We start from the raw sequence: 18,109 nt of genomic DNA on the forward strand, positions 1-18,109 counted from the left end.
TTTACACGCAACCTATGCCCACCCTCTTCTATTATATACATATCACGAACATAGGTCAAAATCAAAACATCATCTCCATCTTCTTTTTTATAGGCCTCCGACTGCGATATCCGAGAGCTTTTTATCCCGCTGCCTTTTCACATTTCGGTAAATACGCCTTGGAAAACACCGCAGAACAACACAGAGAAAAACTTCTTTCACGCAAAGAATACACTTCTTAGGAGTGTTATTTCGTACTTTATAAATAAAATCAAGATATCCCTTTGTGTAGTGTTGCCTTAATACTGTTGAACCTTTGATATCAACAATTTGTATTTCCCATGATATAAAACGACTTTTCTCAATTGAAGGATCGATACGATCCTCCTTCTATCAAAGAGTAGCAAAGATATAAAAACGATATTTCAAAAAATATGATAGCGGATACAAAACATTTTTTATCGCTACTTCAAATAAGGCTGCACCTACTTATATAATGTATTTTTTATGAACAAAAAAATACAACTTACCTCGTTTCCGTTTACGATATTCTACAAATATCTTTCTTTTTTTGTTTCAAAATGAAATTGGGTGGTAAGTATAGGCTATATCCTATTGAAATACACTGCACAAAAACTTTTTATCACCGAATTGTAACAATTGTATTTTCATTGATATTACAAGCTTTTAATAAAGAACAAAAAAACTTTAAAAAAGGTATTGACATTCGTCATCGACATTTGTAGAATATAGTTAAGACATTTGTAGAAAAAAGAGCGTTTCCACTATATGAAACCATATTCTTTTTTGCAACTTCTACAACAAACCATGTTATTGAAAAAGGAGACTATAAGTCATGAAAACAAATAAGAAAACATCAAGGTATATTCTTGCAGGGCTTGCCCTGTCACTGGGATTGAGTTTGGTAGCGGGATCGGGGATTGCTTCCGCCGCACCCAAGAGTATCGGAGTCGAGAAAGCAAAATCCATCGCATTGAAGAATGCGGGATTAAAGGCGAAAAATGTTGCCTTCGTAACGGCAAAACTTGATACCGACGACGGAAGAAGGGTCTATGATGTCGAATTTTACAGCAATGGAGTAGAGTACGACTATGAGATCGACGCCGCATCCGGCAAGATCCTCGAAAAAGACACCGATATCGAGAATTATTCCATTCCTCAAAAAAATGCACAAAAGAAGGCTTCTTCTAAATCCGGTTCGAGCATCGGAGTAGAGAAAGCAAAATCCATCGCTTTGAAGAATGCAGGATTAAAGGCAAAAAACGTTGCCTTTGTCAGAGCAAAGCTGGACAGCGATGACGGAAGACAGGTCTACGACATTGAGTTTTACAGCAATGGTGTGGAGTATGATTATGAGATCGATGCCGTATCGGGAGCCATCCTTGAGAAAGACACCGATATCGAAGATTACACCATTCCGCAAAAAAGCACACAAAAGAAATCTTCCAACTCCGGTTCAGGCATCGGACTCGAAAAAGCAAAATCTATCGCTTTGAATAAGGCGGGATTAAAAGCTTCTCAAGTCAACTTTATAAAAGCTCATGCCGACTACGATGATGGAGTAAGCGTATATGACATTGAGTTTTACAGCAACGGAAAAGAATACAACTTTGAGATCGATGCGGCTTCCGGAACCATCCGTGAATACGATGTAGATATTGACGACTAGGAATACAGTTCGTGCTATTATCCGATTGAAGCCGGAAATATCAGCCTTTAAAAATACAACAAACTTCTTTGTGTTCATGAATACAGGTTATTGATATAGACAGTTTAGACAGATAATAGTATACATGCACTCTTAATACCGGGTATGCTCTGCATATCCGGTGTTTTTATATCCGCTTAGACTCAGACTGTTACTACTTCTCTTGTTACCTAATTGACCCTATTCTCCAATAGAAGTGTGGATATATCTGTTTTTCGATGACGAAAAACTATGTTGTCTTCCATGGGTCACAGATTGTTTATATCCACTATTCAAAAGAATAGTAGTATTATCTTCTATAGATCACAGAACGTTTATATCCACAGCTCAAAAGAATAATAACTTCCTAAAATATTTATCGAAATTCGAAATACAGTTATACGAAAAGCCCGAAATATAAAACCTATCTTATCTCCTCATCGCAGATGATTTCTTTAAGTGTTTTCTAAAAATTGACTTCTTTAAATATTTTTTACTTCAAACTCTCTGATATCAATAAACAAAAATTAATTTCAAAAAAATTCAAAAAAAACTATTGACATTTACATAAGACATTTGTAGAATATATTTAAGACATTTGTAGAACGATAAAAAACGTCACTTGTATACTTTGGCCAACAGAGAAACGATCAATCTACATCAAACAGGTATTTTTTAAGGAGGTTTTCAACTATGAAAGCACAAAAAAGCAAAAAGCACTATCTGGTCAAAGGACTTGCTCTTGCACTCGGATTGAATTTGACATCCGGTTCTATGATCGTATCCGCCGCTCCTACCAATAATAACATCGGACTCGAGAAGGCAAAATCGATCGCACTGAAGGACGCAAGAGTTCATCCTTCCAACGCATTTTTCGTAAAAGCGGCTCTCGATTACGAAAATGGGAAAATGGTTTATGACATCGAGTTCTATCACAAAAACAAAGAGTACGACTACGAAATTGACGCAGCTACAGGTAAGATCCTTGAAAAAGACAATGATATCGACAACTTTGTGATCCCCTCTCCCGCGGATATCGGAGTAGACAAAGCAAAGAACATCGCTTTGAAAGATGCAAGACTTTCCGCTTCTCAAGTCAAGTTTGTAAAAGCAAAGGCTGAGATGGAAGACGGCAAGAAGGTTTACGATATCGAGTTCTACCACAAAAACAAAGAGTACGACTACGAAATTGATGCAGCTACAGGACGAATCCTCGAGAAGGATACCGACATTGAAGGCTTTGAAATCCCCGCTCCCGCGGATATCGGAGTAGACAAAGCAAAGAACATCGCTCTAAGAGATGCAGGTCTTTCCGCTTCTCAGGTCCAATTCGTAAAAGCACAGGCTGAGATGGAAGACGGCAAGAAGGTTTATGATATCGAGTTCTATCACAAAAACAAAGAGTACGACTACGAGATTGATGCAGCTACGGGACGAATCCTCGAGAAGGATACCGACATCGAAGGCTTTGAAATCCCTGCTCCTGCCGATATCGGACTGAACAAGGCGAAAGAGATTGCTCTAAGAGATGCAGGCCTTTCCGCTTCTCAAGTCCAATTCATAAAAGCACAGGCTGAGATGGAAGACGGCAAGAAGGTTTATGATATCGAGTTCTACCACAACAATGTAGAGTACGACTACGAGATTGACGCGGCTACGGGACGAATCCTCGAGAAGGATACCGACATCGAAGGCTTTGAAATCCCCGCTCCCGCGGATATCGGAGTAGACAAAGCAAAGAACATCGCTTTGAAAGATGCAAGACTTTCCGCTTCTCAAGTCAAGTTTGTAAAAGCAAAGGCTGAGATGGAAGACGGCAAGAAGGTTTATGATATCGAGTTCTATCACAAAAACAAAGAGTACGACTACGAGATTGATGCAGCTACGGGACGAATCCTCGAGAAGGATACCGACATCGAAGACTTTGAGATCCCTGCTCCCGCTCCTGCGGATATCGGATTGGAAGCAGCGAAGAACATCGCTCTAAACGCAGCAGGATTGAACGCATCTCAAGTGTATTTTACTAAAGCACAAGCTGATTTTGAAGATGGAACAAAAGTCTACGACATCGAATTCTACCACAACAATGTAGAATACAGTCTCGAGATCGAAGCTTCTTCAGGAAATATCCTTGAATATGATGTAGACATCGACGACGATTATGACAACGGTCATAACGACGATGATGATGACGATGATGATGACGACGATGAAGATTAATCCACCATACGATTGCTAAAACTCCTTTTATTTCAGATACCGAATGCGCCGTTTGGGCGTATTCGGTATCTCTTTTTGTATCACCGTTTCATATGGATCTCCGTTACAGTTTCGTATAATATCTATAGAAAAACTTGACTGTTTCAAACAATATGAGATAATAAGCTCGCTACGATCTATATTTATCCCATTCCCCATTTGAATTATTGATATCCATATCCTTCATTCTATGGGCGATAAAACAGATTTTTATGCTTGCAGGTATGGATATATCTATTTTTCGACCGCAGAAAATCGTTTTGTCTTCTACGGGTCACAGATCGTTTATGTCCATAACTCAGAGTAATAACAGTGTTGATCAACGGATAACTCCTTACCGCATGTAAGGGACATTGACTGTAAATATTTCGTAATAGGTATTGGTGCAAGGAGGCATGCAATGTCTGAATTTAAACCGGAAGTAAAAAATCTCGCATGGATAGACGGGAGCTCGGATAATCCCAAGGACCCCTGTCTGCACGGCGATATAAGAGTAAAACTGGGGAAGACGGTCTTGGAATACGATGCGACCGTGAGCGCAACGGCTCTCTCTCTTCTCAAGAGTTTGGAATACGACCATATTGCGGGAGAGGGACTTCAATTCCTTCCCTGTTGCGGAAATACCTTCATCCCGAACGAAGATCTTTCCGAAGTCGAAATCATAGGCTGTGACAACGGCATCGACTGGACCCTCCTTCACGAGGGAGAAAAGGTCCGCATCATCCTCGAAAACAAGGAGGAGATCTCCCTCCCCTTCGAAGAATACAAGGCCGAAGTCCTCAAATTCGTCGATCGGATCGAAGCCTTCTACCTCTCCTCTTCCCCCAAGGTCCTTCACGACGAATTTGAAGAAGAAGGCTACCGTGCCTTTTGGAATGAATGGAAGAGGAGGAGGAAGGAAGCGGATCTGTAACAAGCAATCCCCCACCCGAAATCCTGTAATATCAAGGTTTGAAAAATAATCAAAAAAATTTCCGAAAAACTATTGACATTTATATAAGACAAATGTAGAACAAAAAAGCGGCCCGGATACCACTTATTCGATATCTGTTATACGATGATGTTTCTACTCTGTCCGCATCAAATCTGTGATTTTTTACTAAGGAGGATTTCAACCATGAAAACACAAAATAACAAAAAGAATTATCTGGGCAAAGGACTTGCTCTTGCACTGGGATTAAATTTAGTAGCCGGATCCATTATCGTATCTGCCGCACCCGTCAATAACATCGGACTGGAGAAGGCAAAGGCGATCGCCTTAAACGATGCAAGAGTTCCCGCTTCCAAAGCACGTTTCATCAAGACAGCTCTTGATTACGAAAACGGAAGAAAAGTTTATGACATTGAATTCTACCGTGACAACAAGGAATATGACTATGAGATCGATGCGATTACAGGTAGGATACTGGAGAAGGATACCGATATTGAAGGCTTTGTGATCTCCGCTCCCGCTTCCACGGATGTAGGATTGGAAAAAGCAAAGAACGTCGCTTTGAGGGATGCAGGTCTTTCCGCTTCTCAAGTCAAGTTCGTAAAAGCACATGTGGACTTTGATGACGGAAGAAAAGTTTATGACATCGAGTTCTACCACAACAATGTGGAGTATGATTACGAGATCGATGCGGCTACAGGTAAGATCCGCGAGAAGGACAATGACATCAACAACTTTGTGATCCCCTCTCCCGCTTCCACGGATGTAGGATTGGAAAAAGCAAAGAACATCGCTCTAAAGGCAGCAGGATTGAGCGCATCTCAGGTGCATTTCACCAAGGCAAAGGTTGATTTCGAAGACGGAAGAAAAGTCTACGACATCGAATTCTACCGAAACAATGTAGAATATAGTCTCGAAATCGATGCTTCTTCAGGAAAAGTTCGTGAGTATGATGTGGACACCGATGATGATCATTATACCAACGCTCCTTCCAATAACGGGCAATATTATGACTACGATGACGACGATCATGACTATGACTACGACGATGACGACGACTACGATGATGATGACGATGACGATGAAGATTATGACGACTAATCCGTCCTGACTTCACCGAATATTCTCCGATCCGACTATCAGGAGAAGAAGAATATACAATCAGCGAAAACCGTTTGCTTGACTGTAGAAGCTACACAAAGTCAATGCAACCGTTAACAATTTGATCCAAGATACCGAATACGTGAAACAAGCGTATTCGGTATCTTTTTGTATGTCCTCCCTTACGCTTTCCGCTTTCTCTATTTATACTATTCTCCCTAATATACAGACTTATCACTGCTGAAAAAACAACTTGGATCATCCTATTCTTCGAAACATTCAACCTGTCAATTCTAATAGATAATCGTATTATCAAACTTTTTGAAAATTTATTGATTTTTCCTTTACAGCCTGCTATAATACTTGATCATAGCGGATTTTCTTCGCAGTTAATACTATTCTCCGTTTGAGATGCCGGGTATACAGAATATATCATCTACCAAAAAATAATTTGAATGATTATATGTTTCAAACCATTCAACCTGTCAATTTTAATAGATAATAGTATACATTTCCATGTGCAATCAACGAGTCTAAAAACTCAACCTACATAGATACAAAAAACCAATATCGTCTTTTAGTTCCATCATTCGATCGGAGCGCCGATAATGTAAACCGTGCAAGATATAGAGATGTTTGCCAAGCAACGGCAGAATTTCGAGCGTACAAGCGGCGATGCAACGGATAACGGTGCGAAGACAGAGATCCGGTTATAGGATCTTATAACAAGAATATATTTTATACGGTAAAATACCGGTAGAAAAATAAAACCGGCAGCTACCGTCCGACCAAGGAGGTTTTTATGAAACGAAAACGTTTATCCTGTCTTTGCCTTGCCCTTATTCTGTTTTGCGTCCCTTCCGTGAACTACGCGGACGGTTTTCGAGATGCCGAATCTTCATGGGCGAGAAGGTACATACGCTATTTTAAAGAAGAAGGTATGATAAGCGGGAACGGGGACAACCTCTTCCGTCCCGACAAACCGATGTCTCTCGAGGAGATGACCGTGCTCTTCTACTCCTACCTTGCGGCAAACGAGCCTGAACTTATTGAGCGTGCCCTTATGATCGAGGGGACACCGTCCTCTTCAAAAGACGATCCGGAGATCGGTAACGGGGAAGTTGTCTCAAACTCCCTCCCCTCCCTCGCAGATGACGACCGAAGCCGGGTATCGACAGAAGTATCAAAGGAAGAGGATTCCGCAGAAAACTCGGATCCTTCCTCTGCCGATACGGGAAACCTCCCTTTTTCTCAAGAAAATGTGGAGGATGCCGGTCACACGGATCTTGCTTCCAAGACCTCCGCCGATGATCCGGTCAGTGTCTATCTTCCTGTCAAAAGCGAGGTCCCGGAAGGGGTCTTTGATAATCGATGGTCCTATGATACTCTGTCCTCGGCATATCGTCTCGGCCTGTTGGATCACTTTATCCTCGATTCCAACTTTAAGAACGAAGTCTTGACTCGAAACAGGATGCACCGGCTACTCAGAAACTACGATTCTCTCTCTACCTCTCAGGGAAGGTTCTCGGAAAAGGCCAAGGCCTATCGGGGATCGGTGCAAACTTCCTCGGAGGCGGAGGACATCGTCCTTGCTCCCAACCAAGTCATAACTCGCGGAGAAGCCCTGCAGATCCTCTACGAAACCTTCGAAACGCATGATCTTCCCCATAATCATAAGGTCGAGTTGCAGGTATCTCATATCAGTCAGGTAACACCGGTGTATGCACCCGTAGGCTGTGAACCCGTGTCCCTTCTGATGTGTCTCAGATACAAGGGCTATGCGAAGGATATCTCCATCAAGGACTACCTCGATAAAGTCCCCAGGGACAAAGACGATCCCGAAGTCGCTTTTGCAGGTTCGCCCTATACACCGAACAACAGACTGCGGACGACGATATTTCCCAAACCCTTGGCGGACTACGGTCGGACCTACGGAGCGGACGTCTCGGACTTGAGCGGTCAAGACATCGAAGGTCTGAAAAAAGAACTTTACGACGGTCATCCCGTCATCGCCTATGTGACCCTGTACTGGAGAAAACCCTACTACCGGACCTATAAGATCAAGGGAGAGACCAGGACCTACCTGCGAAACAACCATGCTCTGGTCGTCGCGGGCTACGATCCCGCAGCGAAAAAATTCCTTGTGGTCGACCCCTACAATATCAAAAACATCAAGAAGAAATACTGGGTGGAGGAGGCCAAGTTTAAGGCGCTCTATGAAGTGCGAAAGCATGCGGTTTCGGTGCGTTAGTATTCGATCATACGAAAGATTGATACTATTCTCCGATAGAAGTATGGATATATCTATTTTTTGACTACGAAAAATTGTTCTATCTTCTATTGCTCACAGATCATTGCTCACAGATCGTTTATATTTATAATTCAAAAGAATAACAGTATAAGGAGAAGATCCATGGATGATATTATAAAAGTACCTCTCATTGTACAAACCTTTATCAACGAAAAGATCATTTGTACTAAAACACCCCTACTCCCGTGTATATATGGAGATTTTGAAGACATGCAGATGGGTTATCGTTACGATCCCGTCCAAGAATGTTCATTGATCACCGAGAAACCGGGGAGTTGGCAGAAAAGCTGGTATGTGATCGCCCAAAACGCTCTCGGCGATCCCTTCTTTTTGGATTTGGACACGGAAGATTATCCGGTTTATACAGCTATGCACGGAAGTGGCGCGTGGGAGCCGATAGTAGTTGCCGAGAGCCTTGTTCAATTTACCGAGATTCTTCACAGGATAAACGAAACGGATTTGACCTTCCCTTACAATTTAGAGTTTTTGGCGGAACAGGTCGAATCGAATAATGAATTTTGGATGGAAGTAAATGAAAGTTGCCGAGAGGATGACTGAGGCAATAAAGCCAAACCAAAAGAGGACGGATCCTATCCGTCCTCTTGCATATCCGTCGATCATATCCACCGATGCCGTGTCCTACTGTTCTCTGATAGAAGTATGGATCTATCCGTTTTCGACCGGGAATATCTTCTATGGGTCACAATATCTATAACTCAAAAAGAATAACACGACAACCTCGATCTTGTACTCCTATTATCGGAGTTTCAGATAGAGCCTGAGATCCGATGAGAAAGTATATTGTTATACTTCCTACTATTTTCTGATAGAAGTATGGATCTATCTATTTTTTGACCGCAAAAACTTGTTTTATTTTCTCCGGATCGCATATCCACAACTTAAAGGAAGAATAGCATTACTTTATTATACGAGAAATAACAGTGTTATCTTTCCGAGCATTCCACCCGTTGTTGCTCGTGACCAATAGAATCTCAATGTCCCGATATCTTGCCTTCCCATTCCTCTTAAAGCTCATCGACCACGATCACTTCATAGCCGTTTTTCTTAAAGTTTGCAACTTCCTTGCCGATGCGGTTGGGTCTGATCTTATAGATGGAAGCGATGTTTCCTTCCGCGATCTTCTCATCCGCAAGTTCCAAGGCCTTCTTATACAGGTCTTCCGAAGCGAACAGGACCGCATAGACCTTTTCTTCTTCCGGAGGAACAAAGCCCTGATCTTTCAATATGTTGAAGATCCTCTCAAAACCGATGGAGAAGCCTACCGCGGGAATACTCTCCTTGCTGAACTTGGTCAGCAGTCCGTCGTAGCGACCTCCGCCGGCGATCGAACCCGAAAAACCGGGAGCTACGATCTCAAAGATGGGTCCGGTGTAATAGCCCATCCCTCTTACCAAGGTGGGATCGAATTCGATCGGATAGCGCTCCGAAACCGTCTTAATGAGCAATTTCAAATCGTTCGCGTAGTCAGTGTCCATATCTTCCAGTGAGGCATTGAGGTTCTTGAGGAAGGAATCAATCTTGTCTCTCTCATAACCCTTATCCAAAAGTTCAGCAATCACGCCTTCTTCACCTATCTTATCCGCCTTGTCCGCTATAATGCAGATGCCGGCAAACTCTTCTTCCGAAAATCCCGCTCCGATGACGATGTCTCTGAGGATGCGTCTGTCATTGACCTTGATGGTAAACTCTTCGAAACCGATGTCATACAGAGCTTTGGGAACGGTGAGCATCAGATCGATCTCCGCATAGATGGTCGGATCTCCCAATGTGTCGACATCGCATTGAACGAACTGACGGAGTCTTCCCTTCTGATTTCTCTCCGCCCTAAACACATTTCCCATCTGAAAAGCCTTGAACGGTTTTACAAGGCTGTTCAAATTATTTGCATAAAATCTGCTGAGCGGCAGAGTAAGGTCAAAACGAAGACCCAAGTCACAGAGATCGTTTTCGGTTTTAGCTCTTTCAAGGTCGAGTTTCTCTCCCCTCTTCAACACCTTAAACAGCATCCGAAGGTTTTCGCCACCTTCGCTGTTCTCAAGATTCTCGATATTTTCGATGATGGGTGCCTCGATCTGCGTATATCCCCTCTGTGTGTAGGCTGCCGTAATCTTTCGGGTCATATAGTTTCGAAGTCTTAAGTCTTGAGGCAAGAGGTCCTGAGTTCCCTTTGCCGGTTTGGATGATAGTTTCGCCAACGTACTCCCTCCTTTTTATCGAAATACCGCACAGAAAGAGGGCTTAACACTTCCATTATTTTGGAAGAAAGGGTCTTCACCTGTTGTTCCATGCGGCGTTTCCTTCTCTTTTTTCTATACCGTCCTGTATCGGGAAGGCTCCCGACACAGACACCTTCTCACATTTTTTGTTCCGGTATATTGACACCTTTATATTCGTATTAATTTATCAATCTTTTATCTTTAATGCCGAAGATACAATATAAGGCTAAATGTCCATATACCGGTACCCGCTCCCCGTTTCAGTCGGATAAGCGGAGCTCCTGTAAAATACTTGATTCCGGGTATCAAAAACCGATGTTGGGCTGTTTGTCCCCTTCGTCTTAAGCGTCGATGCTGTCCTTCAAGTAGATCTGTCCGTTGGCCTTGGGTCCTCTCGAACGACCGACGAACAGAACGAGGATAAGCAGGGTGCTGACATAGGGCACCATTGCGATCAAATGGGTGGACACGTTGATGTCCGACATTCCCATAACGATGGAGATCGCCTGTGCAAATCCGAAAAAGATGCAGGCGCCGAGCACCCCGTGAGGAGTCCACTTACCGAAGATCAGTGCAACCAGAGCAATAAATCCCTGTCCCGATACCAAGGTCTGTCTGAAGCTCGATACGATTGCCAAAGAGAGAGAGGCTCCTCCGAGGCCTGCCAGAATCCCCGATACGATGACTGCCCAATAACGAAAGGCATACACATTGATATTGAGGGTCTCCGCCGCCTTGGGATGCTCGCCTACCGCAATATGACGAAGGCCGTACTTGGTTCGATAGAAGTAGATCCACAACACGACGACCAGAGCCAAGGCGATGTAGACCGTCGCATACTGGGCAAAGATATAGCTGAGGGCGGGATGTTCCTCCAAGGCCGACTTGAACAGAATAGGCATCTTGTTTTCGATCGGTTTGGTCTGTGTCGCCCCCTCAAAGAAGAGACGGCTCATAAAGAGTGCGATCCCCGGTCCCAAAAAATTGATCGCGATTCCCGATACGATCTGATCCGCTCCGAAGCTGACCGATACAATAGCATGAACCAGGGCGAGCAATCCTCCCGCAAGTCCTGCCGATGCAAAAGCGAGCCAAGGATTTTGTGTATAATAGCCCACCGTAGCCGCCACCAAAGCTCCTATGGTCATCATTCCCTCAAGACCGAGGTTGACTACCCCGGATTTTTCGCTGACCATTCCTCCTAAAGCCGCATACAAAAGAGGCGTCGCAAACATCAGTGTATTTCCTACGACCAAAGCGATTCCTTCCGCACTAAACATTGTTTACTCCCCCCTTCTTGGTATTCCACTTCTTGGATAAAATCTTGATAAACAGCGGCATCGACGAGAACAAAATAATGGTTCCGATCACGATCTGTATCATCTCATAGGGTGCTCCCATCACACGTTGGATCTGTGCTCCTCCGTACTTCAAGCCCCCGAAGAAGAGTCCGCTGAGCAGAGCCCATATCGGGTGGTTGAAGGCCAAAAGAGCCACGGCAATCCCATCGAACCCGTTTCCTTCCATGGCACTCAAGGTCGCAACATTGCCGGTTACTCCAAGCACTTGGGTCGCTCCTCCGAGTGCACAGACCGCACCGCTGATCGCCATCGAAATCACAAGGTTCTTCTTAACATTGATCCCACCGTATTCCGCCGCATCCGGATTGAAGCCGACCGCCTTGAGCGAATAACCCAGAGTTGTCTTGTTCAAAATATACCACAGGATGATTGCCGTAACAATTGCAATAACAAAACCCATGTTGACCGGCGCGGAGAAGAAGTCCTTGATCGCAGGGTTCTCCGCCGTCTTGCGAAGTCCGGTAAACAGCTTGATACTCGCCGATGACTGAATGGAAAACGACGCTTCGCTGTCGGGCTTCTTAAAGCCGGGCAGATAGATGATAAAGTTGTTGAGGTAGAAGGCGATCCAGTTAAGCATGATGGTCGTGATGACCTCGTTGACACCGAAACGTGCCTTGATAAAGCCCGCCAGACCTCCCCACAGAGCCCCTGCGATCACTACGCAGATAAGAATGACGGGGATGTGCAGGACAAGGGGCAGTTGCAGGAAGTATCCGACCGCTACCGCCACCAGAGAACCTATGATGTACTGGCCCTCCGCTCCGATGTTAAAGGTCCCCGTCCGAAAGGCAAACGCTACTCCCAGTCCCGTAAAGATGACGGGAGTTGCTCGAATGATCGTCCACGAAATATACTTGGGCCTGCCGAAGATCCCCTGAAAAATGACCGAATAGGCTTGAAACGGATCATAGCCCGCCGCCAACAGAGCAATCGCTCCGAAGGAGAATCCCAATACCAATGACAGTACCAGAAAAAACAGCTTATTGTTCTTTTTCATTCAACTTCCCTCCTGCCATCAATATTCCGAGTTCCTTTGCCTCGGTATTCTTCGCATCTTTGATCCCGACGATCCTACCGTCGTAGATGACGGCGATCCTGTCGGAAAGGTCCATGATCTCATCGAGTTCGAAGGACACCAACAAAATCGACTTATTGTTGTTCCTCTGCTCTACAAGGTATTTGTGAATAAATTCGATCGCTCCGACATCCAAGCCCCGCGTCGGTTGAGAGGCGATGAGTACATCAGGATCGTTTTCAATCTCTCGTGCCAAAATCACCTTCTGCTGGTTTCCTCCCGAAAGCGATGCCGCCTTTGCGGAAGGATCCGCCGGACGAATGTCATACTTCCCGATTAGAGCCGCACTATGCTCTTTGATCTTCTTAAAATTCAGGATCCCGCCCTTACTCATGGGCTCTTCCTTATAATTGCCCAGTATCATATTCTCGGAGATATCAAAGTCGAGGACCAAGCCCCTCTTCTGTCTGTCTTCGGGAATACAGCTCATCTTGTTGTCAATGATCTCCCTTACGCTCATCCGAGTAATGTCCTTGCCGTTTAGCGTGACCGTTCCGCTCTTGATCTTGCGAAGTCCCGTGATCGCTTCAACCAACTCCGACTGTCCGTTGCCGTCAACCCCTGCGATCCCCAGAATCTCGCCCCTTTTGACCTCCAGGCTGAGACCCTTTAACGCCTCAATCCCACGGTTATCCTCCACAACCAGGTCCGAGATTGAGAGCACAGTCTCTCCCGCCCGTCTCTCTTGTTTTTCCACGGAGAACTGTACCTTTCTTCCTACCATTTTTTCCGCCAATACGGACTCATTCACCTCGTCAACCTTCACCTTATCGATAAACTCTCCGCGTCTGATGATGGTGCAATAGTCCGCCATCTTCTTGATCTCCGCCAGCTTATGTGTAATGACGATGATCGACTTTCCCTGGGAAGTAAGGTTCTTCACGATCTTGATAAATTCCTCGATCTCCTGAGGAGTAAGCACCGCTGTCGGCTCGTCAAAGATCAGGATATCCGCTCCCCGATACAGAGCCTTTAGCATCTCGACCCTCTGTTGCATTCCGACCGAGATGTCCTCAATCTTCGCATCCGGATCCACACTAAGCCCGTACATCTGTGAGAGCCTGACAACCTCCTCCCTCGCCTTCTTCATATCCAAAAACATAGCTCCCTTGGTAAACTCGTTTCGGAGAACGATGTTCTCGGTCACCGTAAAAGGCTCGATGAGCATAAAATGTTGATGGACCATCCCGATCCCGTTTTCGATGGCGATCTTGGGCGTCAGTTTTTGATAACTTTTGCCCGAAATGCACACCTCCCCCTCCGTGGGCGGAAACATCCCGTAGAGAATGTTCATCAAGGTCGTCTTGCCTGCACCGTTCTCGCCCAAAAGAGCATGCACCTCTCCCTTATGTAGCTCAAAATTCACATTCTTGAGTACGGTGTTGCTCCCGAACTGTTTGGTAATGTTCTTCATCTCAAGCAAGGTTTGGCTCAAATCCATGTTACTCAAGTCTTTCCCTCCTTTGTAAGTAACCGTTGTAATCTCTGTATCTATCATTTTTGTATATCGTTGTCTACCGGTAATACCACAATCCGATCGAAGAGTCAAAATATACCTCTCTACAATGTAGCGAAAAATTATTCTAAGGGGATGCCACACAATTCGAAAAATCAGCATAAAATCAATGTTATACGAAGGATGAATTTGTTAAAAACATTGATATGACAAACTTTTCTGTTTTAACAAGCCAAAAGAAAACTAAGAACTTGCCTTTGTGCAACACTTCCTTAACATCTGCAGAGTACAAGTTATTGATATAAAAAGCTCAAATGGAGCATAGTATAAGCACAAAATCTTACCTTCTATTATAATCTATATTGCCGGATAATCCAATAAGCCTGTGAAATATTTGGAACAGGCAGACTTTTTTTATGTAGGATCCCTGTGTTGTAAAGGATGAAATACCGCACAAGGGCGAACTCCTTATTTTCCGGGAGTTTGTTCGGGAGTTTATAAAGGGCGAAAATTTGGGCAATACCGCATCATTCGAACAATCATCATAAAATCAACTCCGCCCAAAAGATGAGGTTCTCGAAGATGTTGATTTGACGAGCTTTAGTATTTTATAAACGCGAAGGAAGAGCCTGAATTTGCCTTTATGAGGTATCTCCTTTGTTATACTATTTTCGGTTTGAAATTTCGAGTATGAAATATCTATCATTGCAAAAAAACAATTTGAGGATGATATGCTTTAAAGTGTTCCACCTGTCAATTTTAACATATGATAGTATCATATCGATATCTCCAATGATTTCTCCCTCAAAAATCATCCTTATTCAAAAAGACAGCCCGATCATCGAGCTGTCTTCTATCCCATCATCCATCTTAAACTTGCTGTTTGAGTGCTTTGAAATATATCATCCGCCAAGCAAGCTGCTTCTCGGTAGTCATATATCCTATATCCCTTTATTTCAAACGGAGAACTGCGTTTCCAACGTTGCTGTCTAAGACATCCAATTTAAAAATTTATATCCGTCAATAATCTCCACAGAAAGAGAGCCTACCATTTGACTAAAAGCAAATATATCCTCGTCCTCCTCGATCTCTTCCAGAGTAAAACCGGGCACTGTGATCTTTCCTCCAAAACAATTGATGTCCTTATCCAAAAAGTATTTAAAATAAGGATCCGATCTCATGGCTTCCACTTTTTCGGTAAGCTCAATGTCTTCCACACGCTTATCCGCTTTGTACTTAAACTTGTCATAAACTATGCCCTTGCAATCATCCTTAAACTCTCTCAACGTGAAATGTTCCAACCATTTGTTGATATCTCCTCCTGCTCTCAATTCAAAAAAAGTGTTGATTATAAAGGGATCAACATCCGATACCTGACAAAACATACTCTCATCCGTCAGTTTTGAAAATGAGAATCTGTTAAAAACTTTTTTAAACATATCGATTTCCCCGTCAACGTCAGAATCAATAAGACCGATCTTTGTCGTAAGTCTTTCTTCCGGAAAAAGACACGTCGGTTTTAATACAAAGAGATTGGCTAAGCATACCTGCACATTGATGCGGTTTCTAATAATGTCTTGGATTTCTTCCTTACCGACTGCTTCTTTTCCATAGCCTCTAAAAAACTTTAGGATCTTTGCTGTTTTCATTCCTCCTCCTTGCTAAAACAAGCGGACTTGAGCAACCACATTGAACCGATTCCGACCAAGTTCCAAATTCAGTATAAACTTAAAGTCTCAACAACAGTTCAGTATAAGCGATTGATATGTTGAACGGAAAATAGTATGACTTACAACCATATTCTTTTAAGCCGGAATATCTTGTAGTAATTGCATTATATCAAAAACAGAAGCAGATTTCTATTTTTGTTGGCAAGTCTTGTAATACTATTATCCATTAAAATTGTCCGGTCGTGAAATTTGAATTCTACGATTACTCAAAACATTTCCGGTAAATATATATTCTGTTTACCTGACATGTTATACTATTACTCCATAAAAGTATGGTTATACCCGTTTTGCAACCACAAATCTTCGTTTCCTGTTTCATGGAGTATAAATCCGTGTTATCCATAATTCAAATGATGCATAGTATAATAACAAAGATCTAAAAAATCGCCCTTATTCAAAAAGACAGCCCGATCATCGAGCTGTCTTTTCCCTGTATTATAGATCTTTTATTTCAGTGCCTCTACAAATGCTTTGAAGCCCGCTTCGTCAACGGGAACCGTGATGGATCCGTCCACTACTTTTTGCTTAAGCATTTCGGTCGCTTCTTTTACGTCGTCGGTCACCAATCCGTTTTGTGCAAAAGCAATGTCTACCGCCGAATCGGAAAGTCCGTATACCAAGGTCGTTCCTCCGTCAAACTTGTCGTTTTCGATCAGATCTTTGGATACCAATTGGATGGCTTGTCCCACCCCTTTGATGGTGGATACCAACATATGCTCGGGTGCAAGGTAACTTTGGTCACGGTCGACACCGATAACCCATTTGTTCGCTTCTTTCGCCGCTTCGATAACTCCGTCTCCGGTTCCTCCCGCCGCGTGGAAGACAATGTCCGCTCCTTGTTGATACATCGTGGTTGCAATAGCTTTTCCTTTTGCAGGATCTCCGAAAGCTTCCGCATACTGTGCGTTTACTTCGATCTCCTTGCCCAACTCTTTCGCCGCCATAGCAACTCCCGCCTTGAAGCCGTATTCAAAGTTTGCGATCGCCTGACTGGTCACGCCTCCTACGAAACCGACCTTGCCGGTCTGTGTCATTCTTCCCGCAACATAGCCTACGAGGAAGGAGTTTTCCTGGTCTTTGAACAAAATACCTACTACGTTCTCAGGAGTCTCATCTCCATAGGAATAGTCGATGATCCCGTACTTCTGATCCGGATTTTCTTCCGCTGCCGCCTTGAGGATGTCTCCGAACTTAAATCCGATCCCCCAGATAAGAGCGTTTCCTCCGTCAAGGGCGGTCTCCAAGTTGGGAATATAGTCCGAATCCTGTTTGGACTCTTGGAAGCTGATCTTTACCTTTTCCGATCCCAATTCTTCTTCCAAGGCCTTCAACCCTTCATAAGCGGATTGGTTAAAGGATTGGTCATTGACCCCTCCCGTGTCGGTGATCATGGTAACACCCAATGCTTCACCTGCAACTTCCTGAGTCTGTGCCGGTTCTTCTCCCGCAGGTTGCTCCCCTGCCGGTTGTTCCGTCTTAGCTCCGCAGGCTGCAAGACCGAGCGACATCGTCAAAGCCAAGGCTGTGACCATAAACTTCTTTGCATATCTTTTCATTTGATTCCCTCCAAAAAATTAGATTTTCAAACAAAACCTTTCCGAACACGATTTTACAACAAATTTGCCATAAAGTCCAGTATATTTGTAAAGCCTAAGGAAGCACCGAACCCTCTTTTTTATAGTTACCCTTTTTTGCCAAGAAAAAAACAATCCAAGGGGGTAGGATTGTTTTTTTAAAGGGGGTAGTTAAAAAATTTACTTAACTATTATTTATGGGATTTTAAAATGATTAACTGATAATCATTTTCTGTTATTAGTATATATCATTTATTTCTGTTTGTAAATAGTTTTTTTAAATTTTTTTATGTTTTTTTCAATTCTGTTCCCCGTTTGAATTTTACCTCCGCCCAAGGTTGTGATCCGGTAGAGTTCAAGTGTTTCAAAAGTTTGTATCGCTTC

At 43.5% G+C, this 18,109-nt stretch carries 12 protein-coding genes; 6 read left to right on the top strand and 6 right to left on the bottom strand.

Annotation, left to right across the window (positions count from 1 at the left end; all coding sequences use genetic code 11):
* The first annotated feature begins 835 nt into the window (after positions 1-835).
* The 6 genes from ACFO4R_RS09945 (at position 836) to ACFO4R_RS09970 (ending at position 8,847) form a co-directional block, all read left to right on the top strand.
* The gene (locus ACFO4R_RS09945) at positions 836-1,669 is read left to right on the top strand and encodes a PepSY domain-containing protein (protein WP_379788961.1); all 834 of its coding nucleotides are present in this window, start codon (positions 836-838) and stop codon (positions 1,667-1,669) included.
* Positions 1,670-2,380: 711 nt separating this feature from the next.
* Entirely contained in the window at positions 2,381-3,907 is a 1,527-nt protein-coding gene (locus ACFO4R_RS09950) for a PepSY domain-containing protein (protein WP_379788962.1), read from the top strand.
* A 439-nt stretch (positions 3,908-4,346) separates the two neighbouring features.
* On the top strand, positions 4,347-4,859 hold the full coding sequence (locus tag ACFO4R_RS09955) for a hypothetical protein (protein ID WP_379788963.1): 513 nt from the start codon (positions 4,347-4,349) through the stop codon (positions 4,857-4,859).
* Between the two features lie 204 nt (positions 4,860-5,063).
* On the top strand, positions 5,064-5,978 hold the full coding sequence (locus tag ACFO4R_RS09960) for a PepSY domain-containing protein (protein ID WP_379788964.1): 915 nt from the start codon (positions 5,064-5,066) through the stop codon (positions 5,976-5,978).
* Positions 5,979-6,780: 802 nt separating this feature from the next.
* Complete coding sequence (locus ACFO4R_RS09965; protein ID WP_379788965.1) at positions 6,781-8,229, top strand: C39 family peptidase; 1,449 nt, start codon at positions 6,781-6,783, stop codon at positions 8,227-8,229.
* Positions 8,230-8,391: 162 nt separating this feature from the next.
* A complete protein-coding gene (locus tag ACFO4R_RS09970; protein ID WP_379788966.1) occupies positions 8,392-8,847 on the top strand; it encodes an SMI1/KNR4 family protein in 456 nt (151 codons plus the stop codon).
* 467 nt (positions 8,848-9,314) lie between these two features.
* Here the strand turns inward: ACFO4R_RS09970 and hisS are convergent, their stop codons facing one another.
* The 6 genes from hisS to ACFO4R_RS10000 all read right to left on the bottom strand — a co-directional run bounded on the left by hisS (position 9,315) and on the right by ACFO4R_RS10000 (position 17,707).
* Complete coding sequence (gene hisS, locus ACFO4R_RS09975; protein ID WP_379788967.1) at positions 9,315-10,505, bottom strand: histidine--tRNA ligase; 1,191 nt, start codon at positions 10,503-10,505, stop codon at positions 9,315-9,317.
* 362 nt (positions 10,506-10,867) lie between these two features.
* Positions 10,868-11,806 carry an ABC transporter permease gene (locus ACFO4R_RS09980; protein WP_379788968.1) on the bottom strand — a complete coding sequence of 313 codons (939 nt, stop codon included), beginning with the start codon at positions 11,804-11,806 and terminating at the stop codon, positions 10,868-10,870.
* Positions 11,799-12,887, bottom strand: a complete 1,089-nt coding sequence (locus ACFO4R_RS09985) for an ABC transporter permease (protein ID WP_379788969.1) — start codon at positions 12,885-12,887, stop codon at positions 11,799-11,801. Before ACFO4R_RS09985 ends, ACFO4R_RS09980 begins: the two co-directional genes overlap by 8 nt.
* The gene (locus ACFO4R_RS09990; RefSeq protein WP_379789006.1) at positions 12,871-14,406 is read right to left on the bottom strand and encodes an ABC transporter ATP-binding protein; all 1,536 of its coding nucleotides are present in this window, start codon (positions 14,404-14,406) and stop codon (positions 12,871-12,873) included. The genes ACFO4R_RS09985 and ACFO4R_RS09990 overlap by 17 nt, the downstream gene beginning before the upstream one ends.
* Before the next feature lie 1,004 nt (positions 14,407-15,410).
* Positions 15,411-16,070, bottom strand: coding sequence for a hypothetical protein (locus tag ACFO4R_RS09995; protein ID WP_379788970.1), 660 nt, complete (start codon positions 16,068-16,070; stop codon positions 15,411-15,413).
* Between the two features lie 527 nt (positions 16,071-16,597).
* A complete protein-coding gene (locus ACFO4R_RS10000) occupies positions 16,598-17,707 on the bottom strand; it encodes a BMP family lipoprotein (RefSeq protein ID WP_379788971.1) in 1,110 nt (369 codons plus the stop codon).
* Positions 17,708-18,109 lie beyond the last annotated feature (402 nt).

The sequence above is a fragment of the Filifactor villosus genome (assembly GCF_042652965.1).
Taxonomy (GTDB): Bacteria; Bacillota; Clostridia; order Peptostreptococcales; family Filifactoraceae; genus Filifactor; species Filifactor villosus.

What these genes read in the sequence shown, in the direction of transcription:
- ACFO4R_RS09945 (WP_379788961.1), top strand. Translation starts at nt 836, where the DNA reads ATGAAAACAAATAAGAAAACATCAAGGTATATTCTTGCAGGGCTTGCC.
- ACFO4R_RS09950 (WP_379788962.1), top strand. Translation starts at nt 2,381, where the DNA reads ATGAAAGCACAAAAAAGCAAAAAGCACTATCTGGTCAAAGGACTTGCT.
- ACFO4R_RS09955 (WP_379788963.1), top strand. Translation starts at nt 4,347, where the DNA reads ATGTCTGAATTTAAACCGGAAGTAAAAAATCTCGCATGGATAGACGGG.
- ACFO4R_RS09960 (WP_379788964.1), top strand. Translation starts at nt 5,064, where the DNA reads ATGAAAACACAAAATAACAAAAAGAATTATCTGGGCAAAGGACTTGCT.
- ACFO4R_RS09965 (WP_379788965.1), top strand. Translation starts at nt 6,781, where the DNA reads ATGAAACGAAAACGTTTATCCTGTCTTTGCCTTGCCCTTATTCTGTTT.
- ACFO4R_RS09970 (WP_379788966.1), top strand. Translation starts at nt 8,392, where the DNA reads ATGGATGATATTATAAAAGTACCTCTCATTGTACAAACCTTTATCAAC.
- ACFO4R_RS09980 (WP_379788968.1), bottom strand. Translation starts at nt 11,806, where the DNA reads ATGTTTAGTGCGGAAGGAATCGCTTTGGTCGTAGGAAATACACTGATG.
- ACFO4R_RS09985 (WP_379788969.1), bottom strand. Translation starts at nt 12,887, where the DNA reads ATGAAAAAGAACAATAAGCTGTTTTTTCTGGTACTGTCATTGGTATTG.
- ACFO4R_RS09990 (WP_379789006.1), bottom strand. Translation starts at nt 14,406, where the DNA reads ATGGATTTGAGCCAAACCTTGCTTGAGATGAAGAACATTACCAAACAG.
- ACFO4R_RS09995 (WP_379788970.1), bottom strand. Translation starts at nt 16,070, where the DNA reads ATGAAAACAGCAAAGATCCTAAAGTTTTTTAGAGGCTATGGAAAAGAA.
- ACFO4R_RS10000 (WP_379788971.1), bottom strand. Translation starts at nt 17,707, where the DNA reads ATGAAAAGATATGCAAAGAAGTTTATGGTCACAGCCTTGGCTTTGACG.